The 16,213-nt window shown below is 70.2% G+C and carries 15 protein-coding genes and 1 pseudogene; 13 read left to right on the forward strand and 3 right to left on the reverse strand.

The features are described 5' to 3' along the window. The coding region (locus VM306_RS31800; RefSeq protein WP_325521453.1) for an alpha/beta hydrolase at positions 1-794 on the reverse strand (794 nt) is incomplete at its 3' end. Positions 795-1,100: 306 nt separating this feature from the next. Here VM306_RS31800 and VM306_RS31805 point away from each other — a divergent pair. Together VM306_RS31805 and shbA are read left to right on the forward strand one after the other, a co-directional pair. Next, a pseudogene (locus tag VM306_RS31805) lies at positions 1,101-1,337 on the forward strand (class I SAM-dependent methyltransferase); the annotation flags it as partial. A gap of 192 nt (positions 1,338-1,529) precedes the next feature. Further along, positions 1,530-2,225, forward strand: a complete 696-nt coding sequence (gene shbA / locus VM306_RS31810) for an RNA polymerase sigma factor ShbA (RefSeq protein ID WP_325521454.1) — start codon at positions 1,530-1,532, stop codon at positions 2,223-2,225. Here the strand turns inward: shbA and VM306_RS31815 are convergent. Continuing rightward, entirely contained in the window at positions 2,222-3,430 is a 1,209-nt protein-coding gene (locus tag VM306_RS31815; RefSeq protein ID WP_325521455.1) for an MFS transporter, read from the reverse strand. The genes shbA and VM306_RS31815 overlap by 4 nt on opposite strands. Before the next feature lie 51 nt (positions 3,431-3,481). Between VM306_RS31815 and VM306_RS31820 the strand changes: the two genes are divergently transcribed. From VM306_RS31820 to VM306_RS31865, 10 genes are all read left to right on the forward strand, one after another. Then, positions 3,482-4,510, forward strand: a complete 1,029-nt coding sequence (locus VM306_RS31820; protein ID WP_325521456.1) for a carbohydrate kinase family protein — start codon at positions 3,482-3,484, stop codon at positions 4,508-4,510. Positions 4,511-4,635: 125 nt separating this feature from the next. Continuing rightward, complete coding sequence (locus VM306_RS31825; RefSeq protein WP_325521457.1) at positions 4,636-6,729, forward strand: transglycosylase domain-containing protein; 2,094 nt, start codon at positions 4,636-4,638, stop codon at positions 6,727-6,729. Between the two features lie 482 nt (positions 6,730-7,211). Continuing rightward, entirely contained in the window at positions 7,212-8,039 is an 828-nt protein-coding gene (locus VM306_RS31830) for a M23 family metallopeptidase (protein ID WP_325521458.1), read from the forward strand. 111 nt (positions 8,040-8,150) lie between these two features. Further along, positions 8,151-9,578 carry an AMP-binding protein gene (locus VM306_RS31835; RefSeq protein WP_325521459.1) on the forward strand — a complete coding sequence of 476 codons (1,428 nt, stop codon included), beginning with the start codon at positions 8,151-8,153 and terminating at the stop codon, positions 9,576-9,578. 193 nt (positions 9,579-9,771) lie between these two features. Further along, complete coding sequence (locus VM306_RS31840; protein WP_325521460.1) at positions 9,772-11,283, forward strand: aromatic amino acid ammonia-lyase; 1,512 nt, start codon at positions 9,772-9,774, stop codon at positions 11,281-11,283. A gap of 74 nt (positions 11,284-11,357) precedes the next feature. Continuing rightward, positions 11,358-12,038 carry an L-tyrosine 3-hydroxylase gene (locus VM306_RS31845; RefSeq protein WP_325521461.1) on the forward strand — a complete coding sequence of 227 codons (681 nt, stop codon included), beginning with the start codon at positions 11,358-11,360 and terminating at the stop codon, positions 12,036-12,038. 13 nt (positions 12,039-12,051) lie between these two features. After that, on the forward strand, positions 12,052-12,708 hold the full coding sequence (locus VM306_RS31850) for an O-methyltransferase (protein WP_325521462.1): 657 nt from the start codon (positions 12,052-12,054) through the stop codon (positions 12,706-12,708). Between the two features lie 76 nt (positions 12,709-12,784). Next, positions 12,785-13,735 (forward strand): LLM class F420-dependent oxidoreductase, encoded by a 951-nt coding sequence (locus VM306_RS31855; RefSeq protein WP_325521463.1) that lies wholly within the window; start codon positions 12,785-12,787, stop codon positions 13,733-13,735. 2 nt (positions 13,736-13,737) lie between these two features. Next, positions 13,738-14,307 (forward strand): TetR/AcrR family transcriptional regulator, encoded by a 570-nt coding sequence (locus VM306_RS31860; protein ID WP_325521464.1) that lies wholly within the window; start codon positions 13,738-13,740, stop codon positions 14,305-14,307. Between the two features lie 27 nt (positions 14,308-14,334). Beyond that, a complete protein-coding gene (locus tag VM306_RS31865) occupies positions 14,335-14,823 on the forward strand; it encodes a hypothetical protein (protein WP_325521465.1) in 489 nt (162 codons plus the stop codon). Here VM306_RS31865 and VM306_RS31870 read toward each other — a convergent pair. Continuing rightward, the gene (locus VM306_RS31870; protein WP_325521466.1) at positions 14,810-15,259 is read right to left on the reverse strand and encodes a peroxiredoxin; all 450 of its coding nucleotides are present in this window, start codon (positions 15,257-15,259) and stop codon (positions 14,810-14,812) included. The genes VM306_RS31865 and VM306_RS31870 overlap by 14 nt on opposite strands. A gap of 31 nt (positions 15,260-15,290) precedes the next feature. Between VM306_RS31870 and VM306_RS31875 the strand changes: the two genes are divergently transcribed. Beyond that, positions 15,291-16,211, forward strand: coding sequence for a LacI family DNA-binding transcriptional regulator (locus VM306_RS31875; RefSeq protein ID WP_325521533.1), 921 nt, complete (start codon positions 15,291-15,293; stop codon positions 16,209-16,211). Positions 16,212-16,213: the final 2 nt, after the last annotated feature.

A 16,213-nucleotide genomic window follows, 5' to 3' on the forward strand; every position in this document is an offset into this window, starting at 1 on the left:
GCTGCCTCCGGCATCTCCTCGGGGATCCAGTGGCTGACGTCCTCGACCATCTCGAACCGGTACGCGCCCGTGCACCACTTCTCGGTCTCGAACGCGGCCGCCGACCCGAACGCCACGTCCTCGGTGCTCCACACGTACATCGTCTTGACGCCGACCTCGTCCGCGGCGCCGTGCGGCTTGCCCGCGCGGTACCAGTTGAGGGCCGCCGTGAGCGCGCCCGGTTCGGACAGCCGCTGGACGTACTCCTCGACGTGCGACGGCCGGACCCGCCACTCGAACATCTGCTTGAGGGCGTGGGCGTTGTCGTCCAGCATGCGCTTCTCGGTGCTGCGCTCACGCCAGTCGAGCATGTACTGCGACCGCATCCGCTGCTCCTCGTCGGTCTGCAACGCGGTCTTGAGGGCATTGGGGTGCGGGGTCGAGAAGACCGACAGGGTGCGCAGGCGGTCGGGGTGCTCGATCGCGGTCCACCACGCGACGGCGCCGCCCCAGTCGTGGCCGACGAGGTCGAACGTGGACCAGCCGAGCGCGTCGGCCATCGCGATCACGTCGCCGACGAGGTGCGTGACCGTGTACTCGGAGACCTGCTCCGGGCGCACACCGGGGGAGTAGCCGCGCTGGTCGGGGGCCACGGCGCGGAAGCCGTTCACGCCGAGCACCGCGACCTGGTGCTCCCACTCGATCGCGGCTTCGGGGAAACCGTGCAGCAACAGCACCGGGCGGCCGTCCTCGGGGCCGGACGCGATGGCGTCGAAGGTTCCTGCCTCGGTGGGGATGCTGATGTGGTCGATCACGGGTTCGAACCCTACTGCGTGAGCTCGGCCGAGACGTCCCACAGGCGGCGTCGCGTGCCTTCGCCGGATCGGGCAGTTCGTGCCCGCGTGCCCGGCTACGTCTTCACCCCGCCGCCACGGAGTCGCGCTCTACCTGAGGCGCGTCCCGGTCATCCGCAGGAGTGATGGACGAGCACGCTGTCGTTGCCCCGACCCGGCCGGGGCATGTGGCCGGGGCTCTTCACCGCGCCGCGGTCGCCGTTGCGCGCGCGGGTCGCCGAGTCGCTGTTCCGCAACGCCGTGCGCACGCTGCCGGTGACCGTGCGGCTGCCCGACGGCAGGGTGGTGCTGCGGGCGGTCACCATGCCGCGGCTGCGGATCGCCGGGACGCGCTCGTTCGGCGACGACTGCGCCGAGACGCTGCGGCGCTGGCGCGAGACGTTCCTCACCCGGTGGGACGAGGTGCGTGAGCTGGGGTTCGACGACAGTTTCCGCCGGATGTGGGAGTTCGACCCGGCCTGCTCGGAGGCCGGGTTCCGCGTCGGGTACCTCGGCGTCCAGTAGTTCGGCGTCCAGCAGTTCGGCATGGCCGAAAGACTGGGCCATTAGGACCACGTTGTACCTCAAAAGGGTGCTGCTCGTCCCACCCGCCTGGACTTCGTGGTCCTCTTGGAAGCAGGCGGTATCAAATGGCTCGCTGCGTTCTCTACTTCAGTGAAGCCCCAAGTGTCGCTGTAGTGGAGGAGGGTCGCCGGGATGGTTCAGCCCACAGCCGTGCGTACCGGTGGCGGTGTCGCGGTCCTCGCGCCCAGTTCGAGCGCGGAGGTTCGGAACCGGCCAACGGTGCCCATGCGCCGCCGGGTGCACCAGGCGCCGGTCTCCAGCCAGTGGCTCGCCGAAGCCGAGTTCACGGATCTCGTCGACGCCGCTCTCGACGGGGACAGACGCGCGGTCGAGCACCTGCTCGGCCGGATCCAGCCGCTCATCGTGCGCTACTGCCGCGCCCGTGTCGGGGGTCGCGAGCGCACGCTGGTCTCGGCGGAGGACATCGCGCAGGAGGTCTGCGTGGCGGTGCTGGGCGCGCTGTCCAAGTACCGCTACGAGCCGGGCTCGTTCCTGGCCTTCGTCTACGGCATCGCCGCGCACAAGGTCGCCGACGCCCGACGCAAGGCCGTCCGCAACCGGGCGGAGGTCGTCCCCGAGCTGCCGGACTGCCCCTCCCTGGACGACGGTCCCGAGCAGCACGCGGTCAACGGCGAGATGATGGCCCAGGTCACCCGCCTGCTGCACAAGCTGCCGCCCCGCCAGCGCGAGATCCTCGTGCTGCGGGTGGCGGTGGGCCTGTCGGCGGAGGAGGTGGCGCTGGCAGTGCAGTCGACGCCGGGTGCGGTGCGCGTGGCGCAGCACCGCGCGCTCGCGCGCATGCGGGAGATGATCGCCGAGGAGGCCTAGGCCCTCGGCGGAACCTCCTGCGGAGCCGACGCGCTGAGATCGGTGAAAACGGCGACCAGCGCCGTCAGCAGGATCAGCGCGCCGGACACGAGCAGCGCCGGACCTCCGCCCGCCGCACCCGCCAGGAAGCCTCCGAGCGCCGGGGCCAGCGGGGTCAGCACCCGGCTGGCCAGGGTGGTGATGCCGTCCAGGCGTCCCATCATGTCCTCGGGCACCAGCTCGGTGAAGAGCGCGGAGACCGCCACGTTGACCAACGGCGTGACGACCGCGGTGACCGCCAGGGGCACGAACGGCCAGAAGACGCCGAACGGCAGCGCCATCGCGAGGTTGCAGAGGCCGAAGACCACGAGCACCGCGACGATGAGCCTGCCGGGCGCGAGGGAGACACGGGGCGCGAGCAACGAGCCGAGGACTCCGCCGACGCCGATGCCCGCGAACACCACACCGGTGTCGAGCGCGGTGCCGCCGCGTTCCCCCACCAGCACGATGACGGGCAGCAGCGTGGCGCCGCCCAGGAGGTTCAGCACCAGGAAGACGGCGGTGAGGTTGCGCAGGCCCCTCTGGTGCCAGAGCCAGGCGCCCGCCTCCTTGACGTCGTGACGCATCTTCTGGCGTGGCCGCTCTTCGGTCCGTGCGGGGATCTTGGCGAACCACGCGCAGACCGCGGCCACTGCGAACGTGATCGCGTCGACGACGAACGGCACCGCCCGTCCGGCCGCCATGAGGAGCGCACCCAGCGGAGGTCCGGCGACCCGAGCCGCGTGGCCTCGTGCCTCCTCCTGGGCGTAGGCGGTCCTGAGCTGGTCCTTCGGCACCACGGCCTGGATCGCGGTCGTGCGCGACGGGCCGGAGAACGCCGAGCACGCGCCGTCGACGGCCGCCAGGACCAGGAAGACCGCGATGGGGGCGTGGCCGGTGAGGATCGCGACCGCCAGCGAGGCCGCGGCACCCGCCTGGACCGTCTGGCTCCACACGAGCGTCGCCCTGCGGTCCCAGCGGTCGACCCACACGCCCGCCGGCAGCAGCGCGATGATCAGCGCGGCGGCCCGCACACCACCGACCACGCCCGCCCACAACGGCGAGCCGGTCAGGGCGATGATCAGCAGTGGTGCCGCCAGCGCGGTGATCGTGGTGCCGAGCTGAGAGACGGCGCCGCCGAGCCACAGCAGCTGGAACTGAACGTTTTTCCTGAGCGGAACCCCCATGGCCGTCGTTTTTAACGCATGCGCACCGCTGGCGGATGGCAGAGTTCACGCATGACTGATCAGGAATACGACGTGTTGCTCACCGGCACCGTCTTCCTCGACATCATCTTCACCGGCCTGCCCCGCCCGCCGGCCGCCGGCACCGAGGTGTGGGCGGAGGGCCTCGGGTCGTGTCCCGGCGGGATCGCGAACCTCGCGGTGGCGTTGCGCAGGCTGGAGCTGAAGACGGCGCTGGCGGCGGCGTTCGGCGAGGACGCGTACGGCGACTTCTGCTGGGACGTGCTGGCGGAGCAGGAAGGCGTCGACCTCACCTACTGCCGCCGGTTCTACGGGTGGCACTCACCGGTGACCGTGTCGATGGCGATGGAGCGCGACCGTTCGATGGTCACGCACGGGCACAAGTCGCCGGTCGTCGCGGACGACCTCTTCAACCCGCCGCCGTCGGCCAAGGCGTGTTTCGTGCACATCCAGGCCGAGGACGAGGAGTGGGTGCGCACGGCGAAGCAGAACGGCGCGAAGCTCTTCGCCGACATCGGCTGGGACCGGACCGGGGCGTGGTCGCCGGAGCTGTTGCGCCGCCTTGACGGATATGACGTGTTCCTCCCGAACCACGTGGAGGCGCAGGGGTACACGCGCACCGATACGCCGGAGGCCGCGGCGCGCAAGCTCGCCGAGCACGTGCCGGTGGTGGTCGTCACACGTGGAGGTGGGGGAGCGGTCGCCGTCGACAGCGCTACTGGCGAATGCGTGGACGTGCGGGGGCTGAACGTCGCCCAGCTCGACGCGACGGGTGCCGGTGACGTGTTTGGGGCCGGGTTCGTGATGGGCACTCTGGCCGGGTGGCCGCTGGAACACCGCGTGCGGTTCGCGAACCTGTGCGCCGCGCTGTCCGTCCAGCACTTCGGTGGGTCGCTGTCCGCTCCTGGCTGGGGAGACATCGCCGTCTGGTGGCGGACGGTGAGCAGGCGACCCGACGAAGAGCTGTCCCGCTACGGGTTCCTCGACGACGTGCTGCCCGACCACGCGGGCGTCGAGGTGCGGAGGGCCAGTCCGACGATCGGCCTGCGGTTGCTCCGGTAGGTTGAAAACAGTCGATCAGCGGACGCAACCTCACGGGCTTCTCGCGCGACTTAACACGTAGGGGAATCTTCCCAGGGGTTTGGTTCGGAAGGAGTTGCGGTTTGTTCGCCGCACGCGCGTCAGGCTTGGTCAAGTTGCTGGGGTTGTGCCTGACGGCGGGCGTGCTCCTCGCCGCGATGGTGTTCCCGATCGTCGGAGGTCTCGGTCTCGCGTCCAACCGCGCGGCCGACACCGTCGACCAGACGTCGGGGGATCTCGCGAAGGGTGAGCTGCCTCTCGTCACCACCATCCAGGACATGAACGGCGAGCCGATCGCCTACCTGTACGACCAGTACCGGGTTCCGCTGGAGTCGCAGCAGATCTCGGACACGATGAAGGCCGCGATCCTCGCGATCGAGGACAAGCGCTTCTACGAGCACCAGGGCGTCGACTGGCAGGGCATCGCCCGTGCCGCCGCCAAGGCCGGTGTGGACGGTGGCGCGACGCAGGGCGCGTCGACGCTCACCCAGCAGTACGTGAAGAACTACATGGCGTTCGTGCTCGGCGCCGACAACGAGCAGGAGGCCTGGGAGAAGGCCACCGAGGCGACGATCGGCCGCAAGATGCGCGAGGCGCGCGTCGCCTTGCAGCTCGAGCAGCAGATGACGAAGGAAGAGATCCTCACCGGCTACCTCAACATCGTGCCGCTGGGCAACCAGACCTACGGCGTCGGCGCGGCGGCCAAGGCCTACTTCAAGACGACCGCGGACAAGCTGACGGTCCCGCAGGCGGCCCTGCTCGCCGCGATCGCGAACCGCCCGTCGTCGCTGAACCCCGGCGCCGCACCGGAGAAGGCGCTGGAGCGCCGCAACACGGTCATCGACAAGATGCGCGAGAACGGCGCGTTCGGCGCCGACGAGACCGAGGCGAAGGCGAAGGCCGAGGAGTACAAGGCCGCGCCGCTGGGCGTCGTCGAGGACCTGCAGATCCTGCCGAAGGGCTGCGTCGGCGCCGGTGACGGCCCGATCTACGGCTTCTTCTGCTCCTACCTGCTCGACTACCTGCGCGAGGCGGGCGTCACCGACAAGCAGCTGCAGCGCGGTGGCCTCACCATCAAGACCACGCTCGACCCGAAGGCCACCAGGGCCGCGAAGCAGTCGGCCGAGCAGCAGGTCTCGAAGACGATCAACGGCATCTCGAACGTCATGTCGGTCGTCGAGCCGGGCAAGGACAAGCACAAGGTGCGCGCCCTCGTCGCCTCCCGCGACTACGGCAACGACGCCGAGCTCGGCCAGGTCGCCCGCCCGGTGCCCGCCGAGGTCCTCCCGTTCGGCCCCGGCTCGGTGAACAAGGTCTTCACGGCGGCCGCGGCCCTGGAGAAGGGCATCATCGGCATCGACAAGCAGATGGACGTCCCGAAGGTCTACTACTCGAGGATCTACCCCAACGGCGGCGCGCCGTGGAAGGTCGAGAACGCGGGCAACTACGGCGACAAGATGTCGCTGACCCAGGCCCTCGCGACCTCCCCGAACACGGGCTTCGTGATCCTGCAGGAGAAGACCGGCCTCGACAGCGTCGTGGACATGGCCTACCGCCTGGGCATGCGCGAAACCCTCCAGGGCGTGAACCGCGCAGGCGAGCCGATCAAGGCCGACAAGTCGAACGGCCCGACCCAGGGCGACTGGACGAAGCAGAACAACGCGGGCTCCTACACCCTCGGCCCCGGCGCCACGAGCGTCCTGGAGCTGTCCAACGTGGCGGCCACCATCGTCTCCGGCGGCACCTGGTGCCCGCCCACCCCGGTGGAGAAGGTCCTCGACCGCTACGGCAAGGAGATGCCGCTCAAGGAGAAGCCCTGCGAGCAGGCCGTGAACAGCGACCTGGCCAACTCCCTGGCCCAGGGCATGTCCCACGACGTGACGGGCTCCGGCACCGCGGCGGCCGCCGCCTCCGCCTCCGGCTGGAACCGCCCGGCCATCGGCAAGACGGGCACGACAGAAGAGCACAAGTCGGTGGCCTTCCTGGCCGCCACCCCGCAGTACGCGGGCGCCGTGATGACCTACGCGGACGGCAACCGCCCCGAGGTGATCTGCGCGAACCCGATCCGCTTCTGCCCCGGCAGCTCGCAGGGCGTGTTCGGTGGCCAGGTGGCAGCCCCGACCTGGTTCAACGCGATGAAGGTGATCCACGAGGGCCTGCCCGTGGCACCGCTGCCGCCGGCAGCGCCGAAGTACAAGTAGTGCGGCGCTCCCGGTAGGGGAGCCCGAACGAGGGCCGTCGGACGCCACGTGCGTCCGGCGGCCCTTTGCCGTGCGGTGGCGAACCGGTCTGCTCGGCCTCCACTGGACTGTGACCATTCGCGTGCAAACAGACCCACGCGTACCGTGCCGTCGCCGGCACGAGATCTTTCACGATAAAGCGACTGACCAGTACAAACCCCGAGGCGTGGATTGGTCCACAGCGCGTTATCGAGCCGTCGAACCACTTGACTACGCACCGTGATAAACAGTGGGCCTAATCACCTGAACGCCCACTTCGCTTGCTTGTGGCGGTGACGCGAGGTTACGTTTCCGGCCGCATGTCACGGTTCGATAACCGCGAGGACACGGATCGCCCCCGAAACGGTCCAGTCCGCCGGGCTCCCCGAAAGCCCACCCCGCCACGGCCCCCGAAGCCGGGACGAACGCGCGGTCGAACCCTCCCCGAGTGCATGGAGGCAGGTTTGGCACGGCATCGAGTGAAGGGCTCACTGGTCGACGTGATCGACAGGGTGGACCTGGACCGCAAGAAGGCCGTTACGGCGGTAGTAGCCGCCGGCGCTCTCATCGGCGCCGGTTTCACCCAGGCGTTGGCCACGGTCACGCCGGTCGACCGCATCGTCCCCGTTGCGGCCACCAAGAACCTCGCGGCTGCCATGACGGCGCAGCCCGACCTGGGTCCGCAGACGATCCACTCGCTCGACACCGGCGCGGAAACGCGCAAGTTGTTGCAGGCCGAGCAGATCCAGGCCCAGTTCCACGTTCGCGAGGCCCTCAAGGCCGCGGAGGGTGCCTACACCCAGCGCCAGGAGGCCGCCAAGGCCGCGGAGGGTGCCCGCATCCAGCGCCAGGAGGCCGCCAAGGCCGAGGCGGCGCGCATCGCCGCTGAGGAAGAAGCGAAGAAGCCCAAGTGCGTGAGGCCGGCCGAAGGGTCGTTCACGTCCGGGTTCGGTGCTCGCTGGGGCACCAGCCACAACGGCGTCGACATCGCGAACGCCATCGGCACGCCGATCGTGGCCGCCATGGACGGCACCGTCGTCGAGGCCGGGCCCGCGTCCGGGTTCGGGCTGTGGGTCCGGATCCAGCACGCCGACGGCACGATCACCGTCTACGGGCACATGAACACCATCGACGTGCCGCAGGGCGCGCAGGTGAAGGCCGGGCAGCAGATCGCGACGATCGGCAACCGCGGTGAGTCGACCGGGCCGCACCTGCACTTCGAGGTGTGGGCCGCCGGCTCGCAGAAGATCAACCCCGTGGGGTGGCTCGCGGAGCGCGGCGTCAGCCTTTAGCCGATCGGCCGAGCGTGTACAAGTGGTCGAACGACCACTGAAAGTGCCGATACTCTCCGGCCACGCCGTCGGGCGCCAGGCCCGGCGGCGTGGAAACCGGGAGCCGCCGCTGTGATCTACCGCAGCCCCCTGCCGGCGGTGGCCGTTCCCGAGGCCACGGTCCCCGAGCACGTGCTGGAACACGCACACCACAACGACAAGGTCGCGCTCGTGGACGCCGTCACGGGCGAGGCGATCACGTACGCGGAGCTCGTGGAGCAGGTCGGCAGGACGGCGAAAGGCCTTGTCCGCAACGGGATCAGGCCCGGTGACACCGTGGCGATCGCCAGCCTGAACCGGCCGCGGTTCGCCGTCGGGTTGCACGCGGTGATGGCGGCGGGCGCCACGGCGGCGCTCATCAACCCCGTGCTCCCGCCGCACGACGTCGACAAGCTCAAGAAGCTCGCGAACGCCACCACGACGCTCGACCTCGACGACCTTCCCGAGGGCGACGCCGAGGCGCTCCCGCGCACGGACCCGCGCGGCACCGCGGCGATCCTGTTCTCCAGCGGTACCACGGGTCGCACGAAGGCCGTGAAGCTCAGCCACCGCGCCATCGTCGCGAACCTGGAGCAGCACCGGCCTGGCTGGCGCATCGACTCCACCGACGTGCTCGCCGCGAACCTGCCGTTCTTCCACATCTACGGCTTCACGATCATCCTCAACTCCGGCCTGCTCGGCGGCGCGACACTGGTGACGTTGCCCCGCAGCGACGCGGGCACCTACCTGAGGCGCCTGGCAGGCCACCGCGTCACGCGGGCGTTCCTGGTGCCACCGCTCGCCGCCGCGATCGCGGACCACGAGGAGCCGCCGCCGCGGCAGCACCTGAAGCTCGTCCTCTGCGGTGCCGCGCCGCTCGACGACGCCATCCGCCGGGAAGCCGAACGAAAACTCGGGGCGCCCGTCCGGCAGGGCTACGGGCTCACCGAGGCGGGCGGCACGCACCAGACGTTCGACGACGACCTGGAGAGCGATCCCACGAGCGTCGGCGTCCTCTGCCCCGGCACCGAGGCGCGGATCGTCGAGCCGGGTACGGACAGGGACGCGGACGAAGGCGAGATGCTCATCCGCGGCCCGCAGGTGATGGACGGGTACCTGAACGACGACGAGGCGACGCGCCAGGCGTTCGTGGACGGATGGCTGCGCACCGGCGACCTCGTGCGGGTCCGCGACGGCAGGTTCCACGTCGTCGACCGCATCAAGGAAATGATCAAGTACAAGGGGTACCAGGTCGCGCCCGCGGAACTGGAGGACGTGCTGCGCAAGCACCCCGCGGTGAAGGACGCGGCGGTGGTCGGTGCCCCCGATCGGGTCAACGGTGAGATTCCCCGCGCTTTTGTGGTGACGCAGGGCGTTGTCACGGCGGAGGAGCTGATGGCGTTCGTCGAGGCGGAGGTGGCGCCCTACAAGAAGGTGCGCCGGGTCGAGTTCGTGGCGGAGATACCGAAGTCCGTGTCCGGCAAGGTTCTGCGCCGACTGCTGAAGGAGGATTCGGCGTGAAGCAAGGGTTTCCGCTCGAATTCACGCCGGTGGAGCAGCCGCGCGGACGAACTCTCTGTCAACGGGCAACGATTTCAGTCACACGCATGCACGCGAACAAGAGGTTTTTCCTGAGAATGCGTACATAAGACCCTTCCTCGCCGGCTGGTCAACGGGGATCGTCGCGAGTGGCCCCCAGTCGTCAGGAGGCGTCATGACTGTCGGAACTTCCCCTGCTGCCTTGAACTTGGCATTCGCTCTCGAACCGGCGCACCTCGAGCTCGCGCGAAATCCCTTGCGCATCACCCTTTCGGAGGATGTACGGGAACGGATTGCGCGTTGTCGCGAGTTCGTGCTCGAAGTAAGTGGATCCGGGCGCGCCATCTACGGCGTCACAACGGGTTTCGGTCCGCTCGTCGAGTTCGAGGGCCGTGCTGACAGCGCGGGTCAGAGTGACAACACGATCATCCACCACATCGTCGGCCACGGTGAGCTGATGCCGCCCGCCGTCGCCCGCGCCGCCGTGCTGGCACGGCTCTTCTCGTTGGCGCAGGGGAGGTCGGGGGTGTCCGAGCAGGTCGTGGAGTCGCTGATCCGCATGCTGGACACGGACTTCGCCCCTGCCGTGCCGCGGCTCGGGTCCGTCGGCGCCAGTGGGGACCTCCAGCCGCTGGCCTACGTCGCCCACGCCCTGCGCGGCAACGGGAACGCGTTCTTCGAAGGCCGGCTCATGCCCGCCGGTGAGGCGCTCACCCTCGCGGGCCTGCGGAAGGTCGCGCTCGACGGGCGCGACGCGCTCGCGCTGGTCAACGGCATCTCGGTGACCGCGGCGGCGCTCGGACTCGCTGTGGCGCAGGCGGTTCGCGCGCGGCGCACGGCGGAGCTGTTGTCCGCCCTGATGGTCGACGTCCTGGGTTGCGGCACCGAGTACACGTCGGTGGGACTGCTGGCCGCGTTCGGGCACCCGGACGTCGTGGACACCGGTGCCGCGCTGCGGACGTGGCTCGCGGGCAGCACCCCGTCGGGGGAGCGGCCGTTGCAGGAGGCCTACAGCATCCGGTGCACGCCCCAGCTGATCGGCGCGGCCGGCACGAGCATCCGCCAGGCGGACGAGGTGGCGCGCCGCGACCTCAACGGCGTGAGCGACAACCCGTTGTTCTTCCCCGAGACCGGGGAGGTCGTGCACGGCGGCAACTTCTTCGGCCAGCCCAGCGCCTTCGCGGCCGACCAGCTCAACGTCGCGCTGGTGCAGCTGGGCAACCTGGCCGAACGCCAGCTCGACCTGCTGGTGGACCCCCGGCGCACCGGCGGGTTGCCGCCGATGCTCAGCCCGCTGCCCGGTCAGCACCACGCGCTGCAGGGAGTGCAGATCGGGGCGACCGCCACCGTCGCGGCGATGCGCCGTGCCGCCGCGCCCGCCTCGGTGCAGAGCCTGCCGACGAACCTGCACAACCAGGACGTCGTCCCGTTCGGCACCCAGGCCGCCTTCACCGCGCTCGACCAGGCCCGCCTGCTGCGCTACCTGCACGCCGGGCTCGCGATCGCGCTGCGCCAGGCCGTGCACGTCGGCGCGCGCCGGCCGCAGGCGCCCCGCCTGGCCGAGGTCTTCGACCGGATGGCGGACGAGGTGCCGCCGATCGTGGAGGACCGGCCGCTCGACACCGCGATCGGCGGGGTCGCCGACCTGCTCGACACCGTCGCGTCCGAAGTGGAGGGTCTGCGATGAGCGCTCCCGCATGTCTTCCCGCCTGGGGTCACACCTGGGTCGACCTGCCGGTCCTGCGCCTGCCGCTGCCGGGCGTGGAACTGATCCCGTGCGAGAACGGCTGCTATCAGATCCCGATCGACATCACCGCGCCGGAGGAGCCGGTCGACCGCGCCGTGCACCGGTGGTTTCTGGGTCACCACGGTGCTTTTCTGGTGTGGCGGTTTCTGCTGACCGCACTCGACCGGCTGACGCGCGAGCACGATTCGCAGCTGGTCCGCCTCGCCGCGCTGGGATACGACGCGTACTCGGTGATGCTCGCCTATTCGGGCAGCTGTTCCCGTGAGGTGTACGAGGACGTCATCAGACCCAAGATGGTGGCGTTCGACCCGGCGTTCAGCGGGCGGTGGGCACGTGACTACGAACCACTGCCCGGACTGCTGCGCCGCGCGCGCACCGCATTGGGACCGGTGGCCGCCGAACCGCTTTCCGCGGCGAGCAAGGCCAATTTGGTGGCGCACATGGAAGTCATGCGCAAACTCGTTCCCGACGGCCAGTCGCTGCTGCGCGAGTCGGGACGGACGCGGGTGCCCACCACCGATGCCGAGCGCGCGCGGTTCGACGAGTTCTTCCTCGTCAGCCGGGAGAACGTGTGCGTGAGCCGCTATCACGCGCACGGCACCGCCGTCTTGTCCGCCATTGAGCACGACCTCGCGAAACATCCGCTGCGGCCCGAGTACCGCGACACAGTCAGGACATTGCTCACCCATCTATGAGAGAAGGCCGCGCGTGAACGATTTCAAGGCCGTGGTCATGACGCCGCAGATCTACCGCTACGTGCGCAAGCAGGCGGGGCAGCCCACCGCCGTGCAGGAGAAGCTGATCGCCCGCACCGCCGAGCTCGGCGACTCGGCGGAGATGCAGATCCCGCACGAACAGGCGGTGCTGCTGTCCCTGCTGGTCAAGCTCACGGGGGCGCAGACCGTGGTCGAGGTCGGCACCTACACCGGGTACTCCACGCTCGCGTTCGCGCAGGCACTGCCGCCGCACGGCAAGGTCATCACCTGCGACGTCTCCACCGAGTGGGCGGCGATCGCCGAGGAGGCGTGGCAGGCGGCGGGGGTGCGCGACCGGATCGACCTCCGCATCGGCGCGGCCGCGCGGACGCTGGCCGAGCTGCCCGAGGAGCCGGTCGTCGACCTCGTCTTCATCGACGCGGACAAGGTGGGGTACGCCCACTACTGGGACCTGCTCGTGCCGCGGGTCCGCCAGGGCGGGCTGCTGCTCGCGGACAACACGCTCTACTACGGGGAGGCCGCCGACGAACAACCGGAGGGCAACGCCGCCGCGATCGACGCGTTCAACACGTTCGTGCTGAACGACCACCGCGTGGAGTCGGTGCTGGTGCCGATCGCGGACGGCCTGACCGTGGCGAGGAAGAAGTAGGGTTGTAGGACATACCGACCGGTCGGTAGGGTGGCCTCCAAGTCCTGGTGACGGTGTCACTGACCTGGAGGCGTTCATGGCTCGTTGGGGAATCACGCTGCCGCTGATCGGCGTGCCGGTGCTGGAGCACCGCGCGCTGGTGTCCGAGCTCGCGGGGCTCGGCTACACGGACGTGTGGTCGGCCGAGACGACCGGAACGGACGCGTTCACGCCGCTGGCGCTGGCCGCCCAGTGGTCCTCCGAGCTGCGCTTCGGCACGGCGATCGCGCCCGTCTACACGCGCGGACCGGCCACGCTCGCGATGACCGCCGCGACGCTCGCCGAGGTGACCGGCGGGCGGTTCGTGCTGGGCATCGGCTCGTCCTCGCCCGCGATCGTGCAGCGCTGGAACGCGATCCCGTTCGAGGAGCCGTTCAAGCGGACCCGCGACACGCTGCGCTTCCTGAAGGCCGCGCTGGCGGGCGAGAAGGTCTCCGCCGACTACGACACGTTCTCCGTCAAGGGCTTCAAGCTCGAGCGCCCGCCCGCGGAGAAGGTGCCGATCATGCTCGCGGCGCTGCGACCGAACATGCTGCGCCTGGCCGGTCGCGAGGCCGACGGCGCGATCACGAACTGGCTCGCCGCCACCGACGTGCCGCAGGTGCGCGCCGAGCTGGGCGAGGCCGAGCTCGCGGCACGGATCTTCGTGTGCCCGACCGAGGACGCCGACGCCGCGCGGGCCCTCGGACGCATGCTGATCAGCACCTACCTGACCGTGCCCGCGTACGCGGCGTTCCACGACTGGCTCGGCCGCGGCGAGGCGCTGCGCCCGATGCACGAGGCGTGGGCGGCGGGCGACCGCAAGGCGGCGTCGAAGTCGATCCCGGACGAGGTCGTGGACGCGCTCGTCGTGCACGGCTCGGCGGACGAGTGCCGTGCGCGCGTCGCCGAGTACCAGGCCGCCGGCGTCGACACGCCGATCATCGCGCTGCTGCCGACCGGCGGCGACCAGCTCGCGCAGGTGCGCGCACTGGCACCACGGAGCTGACGGTGTCGAGCGCGACCGAGCAGAAGATCATCGACGCGGCCGTGCGCCTGTTCGCGGCGCAGGGCTACGACGCGACCTCGGTGCAGGAGGTCGTGAAGGCCGCCGAGGTGACCAAGGGCGCGCTGTACCACTACTTCCGCTCGAAGGACGACCTGCTCTTCGAGATCTACCGGCTGCTGATCACGGCCCAGTCCGCCGACATGGACCGGATCATCGCCCTCGGCCTGCCGGCGGCCGACACGGTCCGCGAGATCCTGGCGTCGCTCGTCGTCTCCACCGCGGAACGGGTCGACGAGACGGCGGTGTTCGTCCGCGAGCTGCACCGCCTCGGCGAGGAGCGGATGGCCGACTTCCGCGCCGAGCGGCGGCGCTACCACGAGACGTTCCTCGCGGTGATCGAGAAGGGCCAGGCGGACGGCGAGTTCAGCTCCGCGGTGCCGGCGGACACCGTGGTGCGGATCGCGGTGGGCGTCGTGAACCAGCTGCCGATGTGGTTCCGGCCGGACGGGGAGAAGACGCCGGCCCGGCTGGCGGGGGAGATCGCCGACTTCGTGCTCGCCGGTCTGCGGTGACCGCATAGGATCTCGGCAGGGGGTCACATGTCGCACCAGCACAAGCCGGAGTACGGGCTCGCGCCGCCGTTGCACGAGGTGCAGAAGACGCCGAAGGGCCCGTGGATCGTCTTCCTGGTCGTCGCACTGCTCGCCGTGGGCGGCGTGACGTACGGCCCGCGGGCTGTCGAGGCGGTGCGTGCGGCCGTCCGGCCGGCGGCCGTGGAAGAACCACCGCCGGCTCCCGTGGCGAAGGACCCGGACATGCGGCGCGTGGCGTTCGAGGTGACCGGCGTGGGCAAGGCGTTCACCATCACCACGACGGCCGGTGCGTCCGTCAAGAGCGAGACGTCCGTGACGCTGCCGTGGTTCCACTTCGCCGAGATACCGGTCGGTGCGCCCGACACCGTGATGCTCGTGGTGGTGGCGGGCCCGGAGGGCAACGAGGTGCACGGCAAGTACACCATCGACGGCACCACCGTGCGCACGGGCAGCGCGCACGGGCCCTACGGCGTGCTGACGATCACCGACTCCTGAGCGCCGCCAGCGCCTTGTCCGCGTGCGAGTTCATCGAGAACTCGCTCCTGATCACCTCGACCACCGCGCGGTCCGTGCCGATGACGAACGTGTGCCGCTTGATCGGGATCGGCCCGAACCGGCGCCGCACTCCGAACTGCTCCGCGACCTCGCCCTCGACGTCGGAGAGCAGCGGGTAGTCGAAGCTGTTCAGCTCGGCGAACTGCTTCTGCTTCGCCACGTCGTCCATGGAGATGCCGACCCGCTGGGCCCCGGCCTCCGCGAACTCGGCGGCCAGGTCGCGGAAGTGGCAGCTCTCCGCCGTGCAGCCGCGCGTCATCGCGCCGGGGTAGAAGAACAGCACGACGGGACCGTTCTCGAGCAGTTCGGAGAGCTTGCGTTCGGTGCCGTCCTGGTCGGGCAGCGTGAAGTCGGGGGCGACGTCGCCGGGCTCCATGGATCTCCAATACGCTCGGGCCGTGACCAGCATGTCGGACGTGGCCAAGGCCGCAGGGGTGTCCGCTGCGACCGTATCGCGTGCCCTGCGAGGCGAACCGGGCGTGTCCGAGGCCACGAGGCAGCACGTCAGCGAGGTCGCGCGGCGGATGAAGTACGCCATCGCGCGCGACGCGTCCTCGTTGGCCGGTGGGCGCCGGTACGCGATCGCGGTGCTCACGTCCGAGGTCAGCCCCGTGCTGGCGGGGGCGGAGGGCGCGCTGCGGCAGGCCGGGTACGACGTGCTGCTCTACGTCCTGGCCGATCGGGACGCGCGGGCGAAGTTCTTCGACGAGCTGCCGCTGGGGCGCAGGGTCGACGGTGTGCTGGTGCTGTCGATGTCGATGGCCGCCGGGGAGCAGACGGCGCTGGAGTCGCTCGAGGTCCCGCACATCGCGGTCGACGACACCGATCTCCGGCACGGGCTGCAGACCGCCGTCGAGCACCTGCGGGCACTCGGGCACCACGACGTGGCGCTGGTGCTGTCCGACGGGGTCGACGAGTCGTACGACGAGATCCTCGCGGCGGCCGGGCTCGAGGTCCGTCCCGAGTGGACCGTCTGGTGCTCGCCCACCGTCGACGGCGGCGAGCAGGTGGTGGACGTGCTGCTCGACGGCGAGCGGCTGCCCACGGCGGTGATCAGTTCGAACGGCGCGGCCGCGCTGGGGATCTTCCTGCGCCTGCAGCGCGACGGGCGGGCGGTGCCGGACGAGGTGTCGATCGTGTCGCTCGACGGGCAGGAGCTCACGCGCGTGGTCGGGCTGACCGCGGTCGAGGGTGCCGCGAAGGAGCAGGGGGAACGGGCCGTCGCCGACCTGTTCACGCTGATCAGGGGCGGGGAGATCGAGCCGGCGGAGCACCCGCTGCGGCTGGTCGTGCGCAACTCGAGCGGGCCGGTCGCCGAAGTAGGGTGACC

It is taken from the genome of Lentzea sp. (assembly GCF_035525475.1).
GTDB lineage: Bacteria > Actinomycetota > Actinomycetes > Mycobacteriales > Pseudonocardiaceae > Lentzea.

Bases quoted from the DNA above. Each gene is read 5' to 3' on its own strand.
- VM306_RS31870 (WP_325521466.1), bottom strand. From the start codon at position 15,259: ATGGAGCCCGGCGACGTCGCCCCCGACTTCACGCTGCCCGACCAGGAC.
- VM306_RS31815 (WP_325521455.1), bottom strand. From the start codon at position 3,430: ATGGGGGTTCCGCTCAGGAAAAACGTTCAGTTCCAGCTGCTGTGGCTC.
- VM306_RS31840 (WP_325521460.1), top strand. From the start codon at position 9,772: ATGACTGTCGGAACTTCCCCTGCTGCCTTGAACTTGGCATTCGCTCTC.
- shbA (WP_325521454.1), top strand. From the start codon at position 1,530: ATGGTTCAGCCCACAGCCGTGCGTACCGGTGGCGGTGTCGCGGTCCTC.
- VM306_RS31865 (WP_325521465.1), top strand. From the start codon at position 14,335: ATGTCGCACCAGCACAAGCCGGAGTACGGGCTCGCGCCGCCGTTGCAC.
- VM306_RS31820 (WP_325521456.1), top strand. From the start codon at position 3,482: ATGACTGATCAGGAATACGACGTGTTGCTCACCGGCACCGTCTTCCTC.
- VM306_RS31875 (WP_325521533.1), top strand. From the start codon at position 15,291: ATGTCGGACGTGGCCAAGGCCGCAGGGGTGTCCGCTGCGACCGTATCG.
- VM306_RS31855 (WP_325521463.1), top strand. From the start codon at position 12,785: ATGGCTCGTTGGGGAATCACGCTGCCGCTGATCGGCGTGCCGGTGCTG.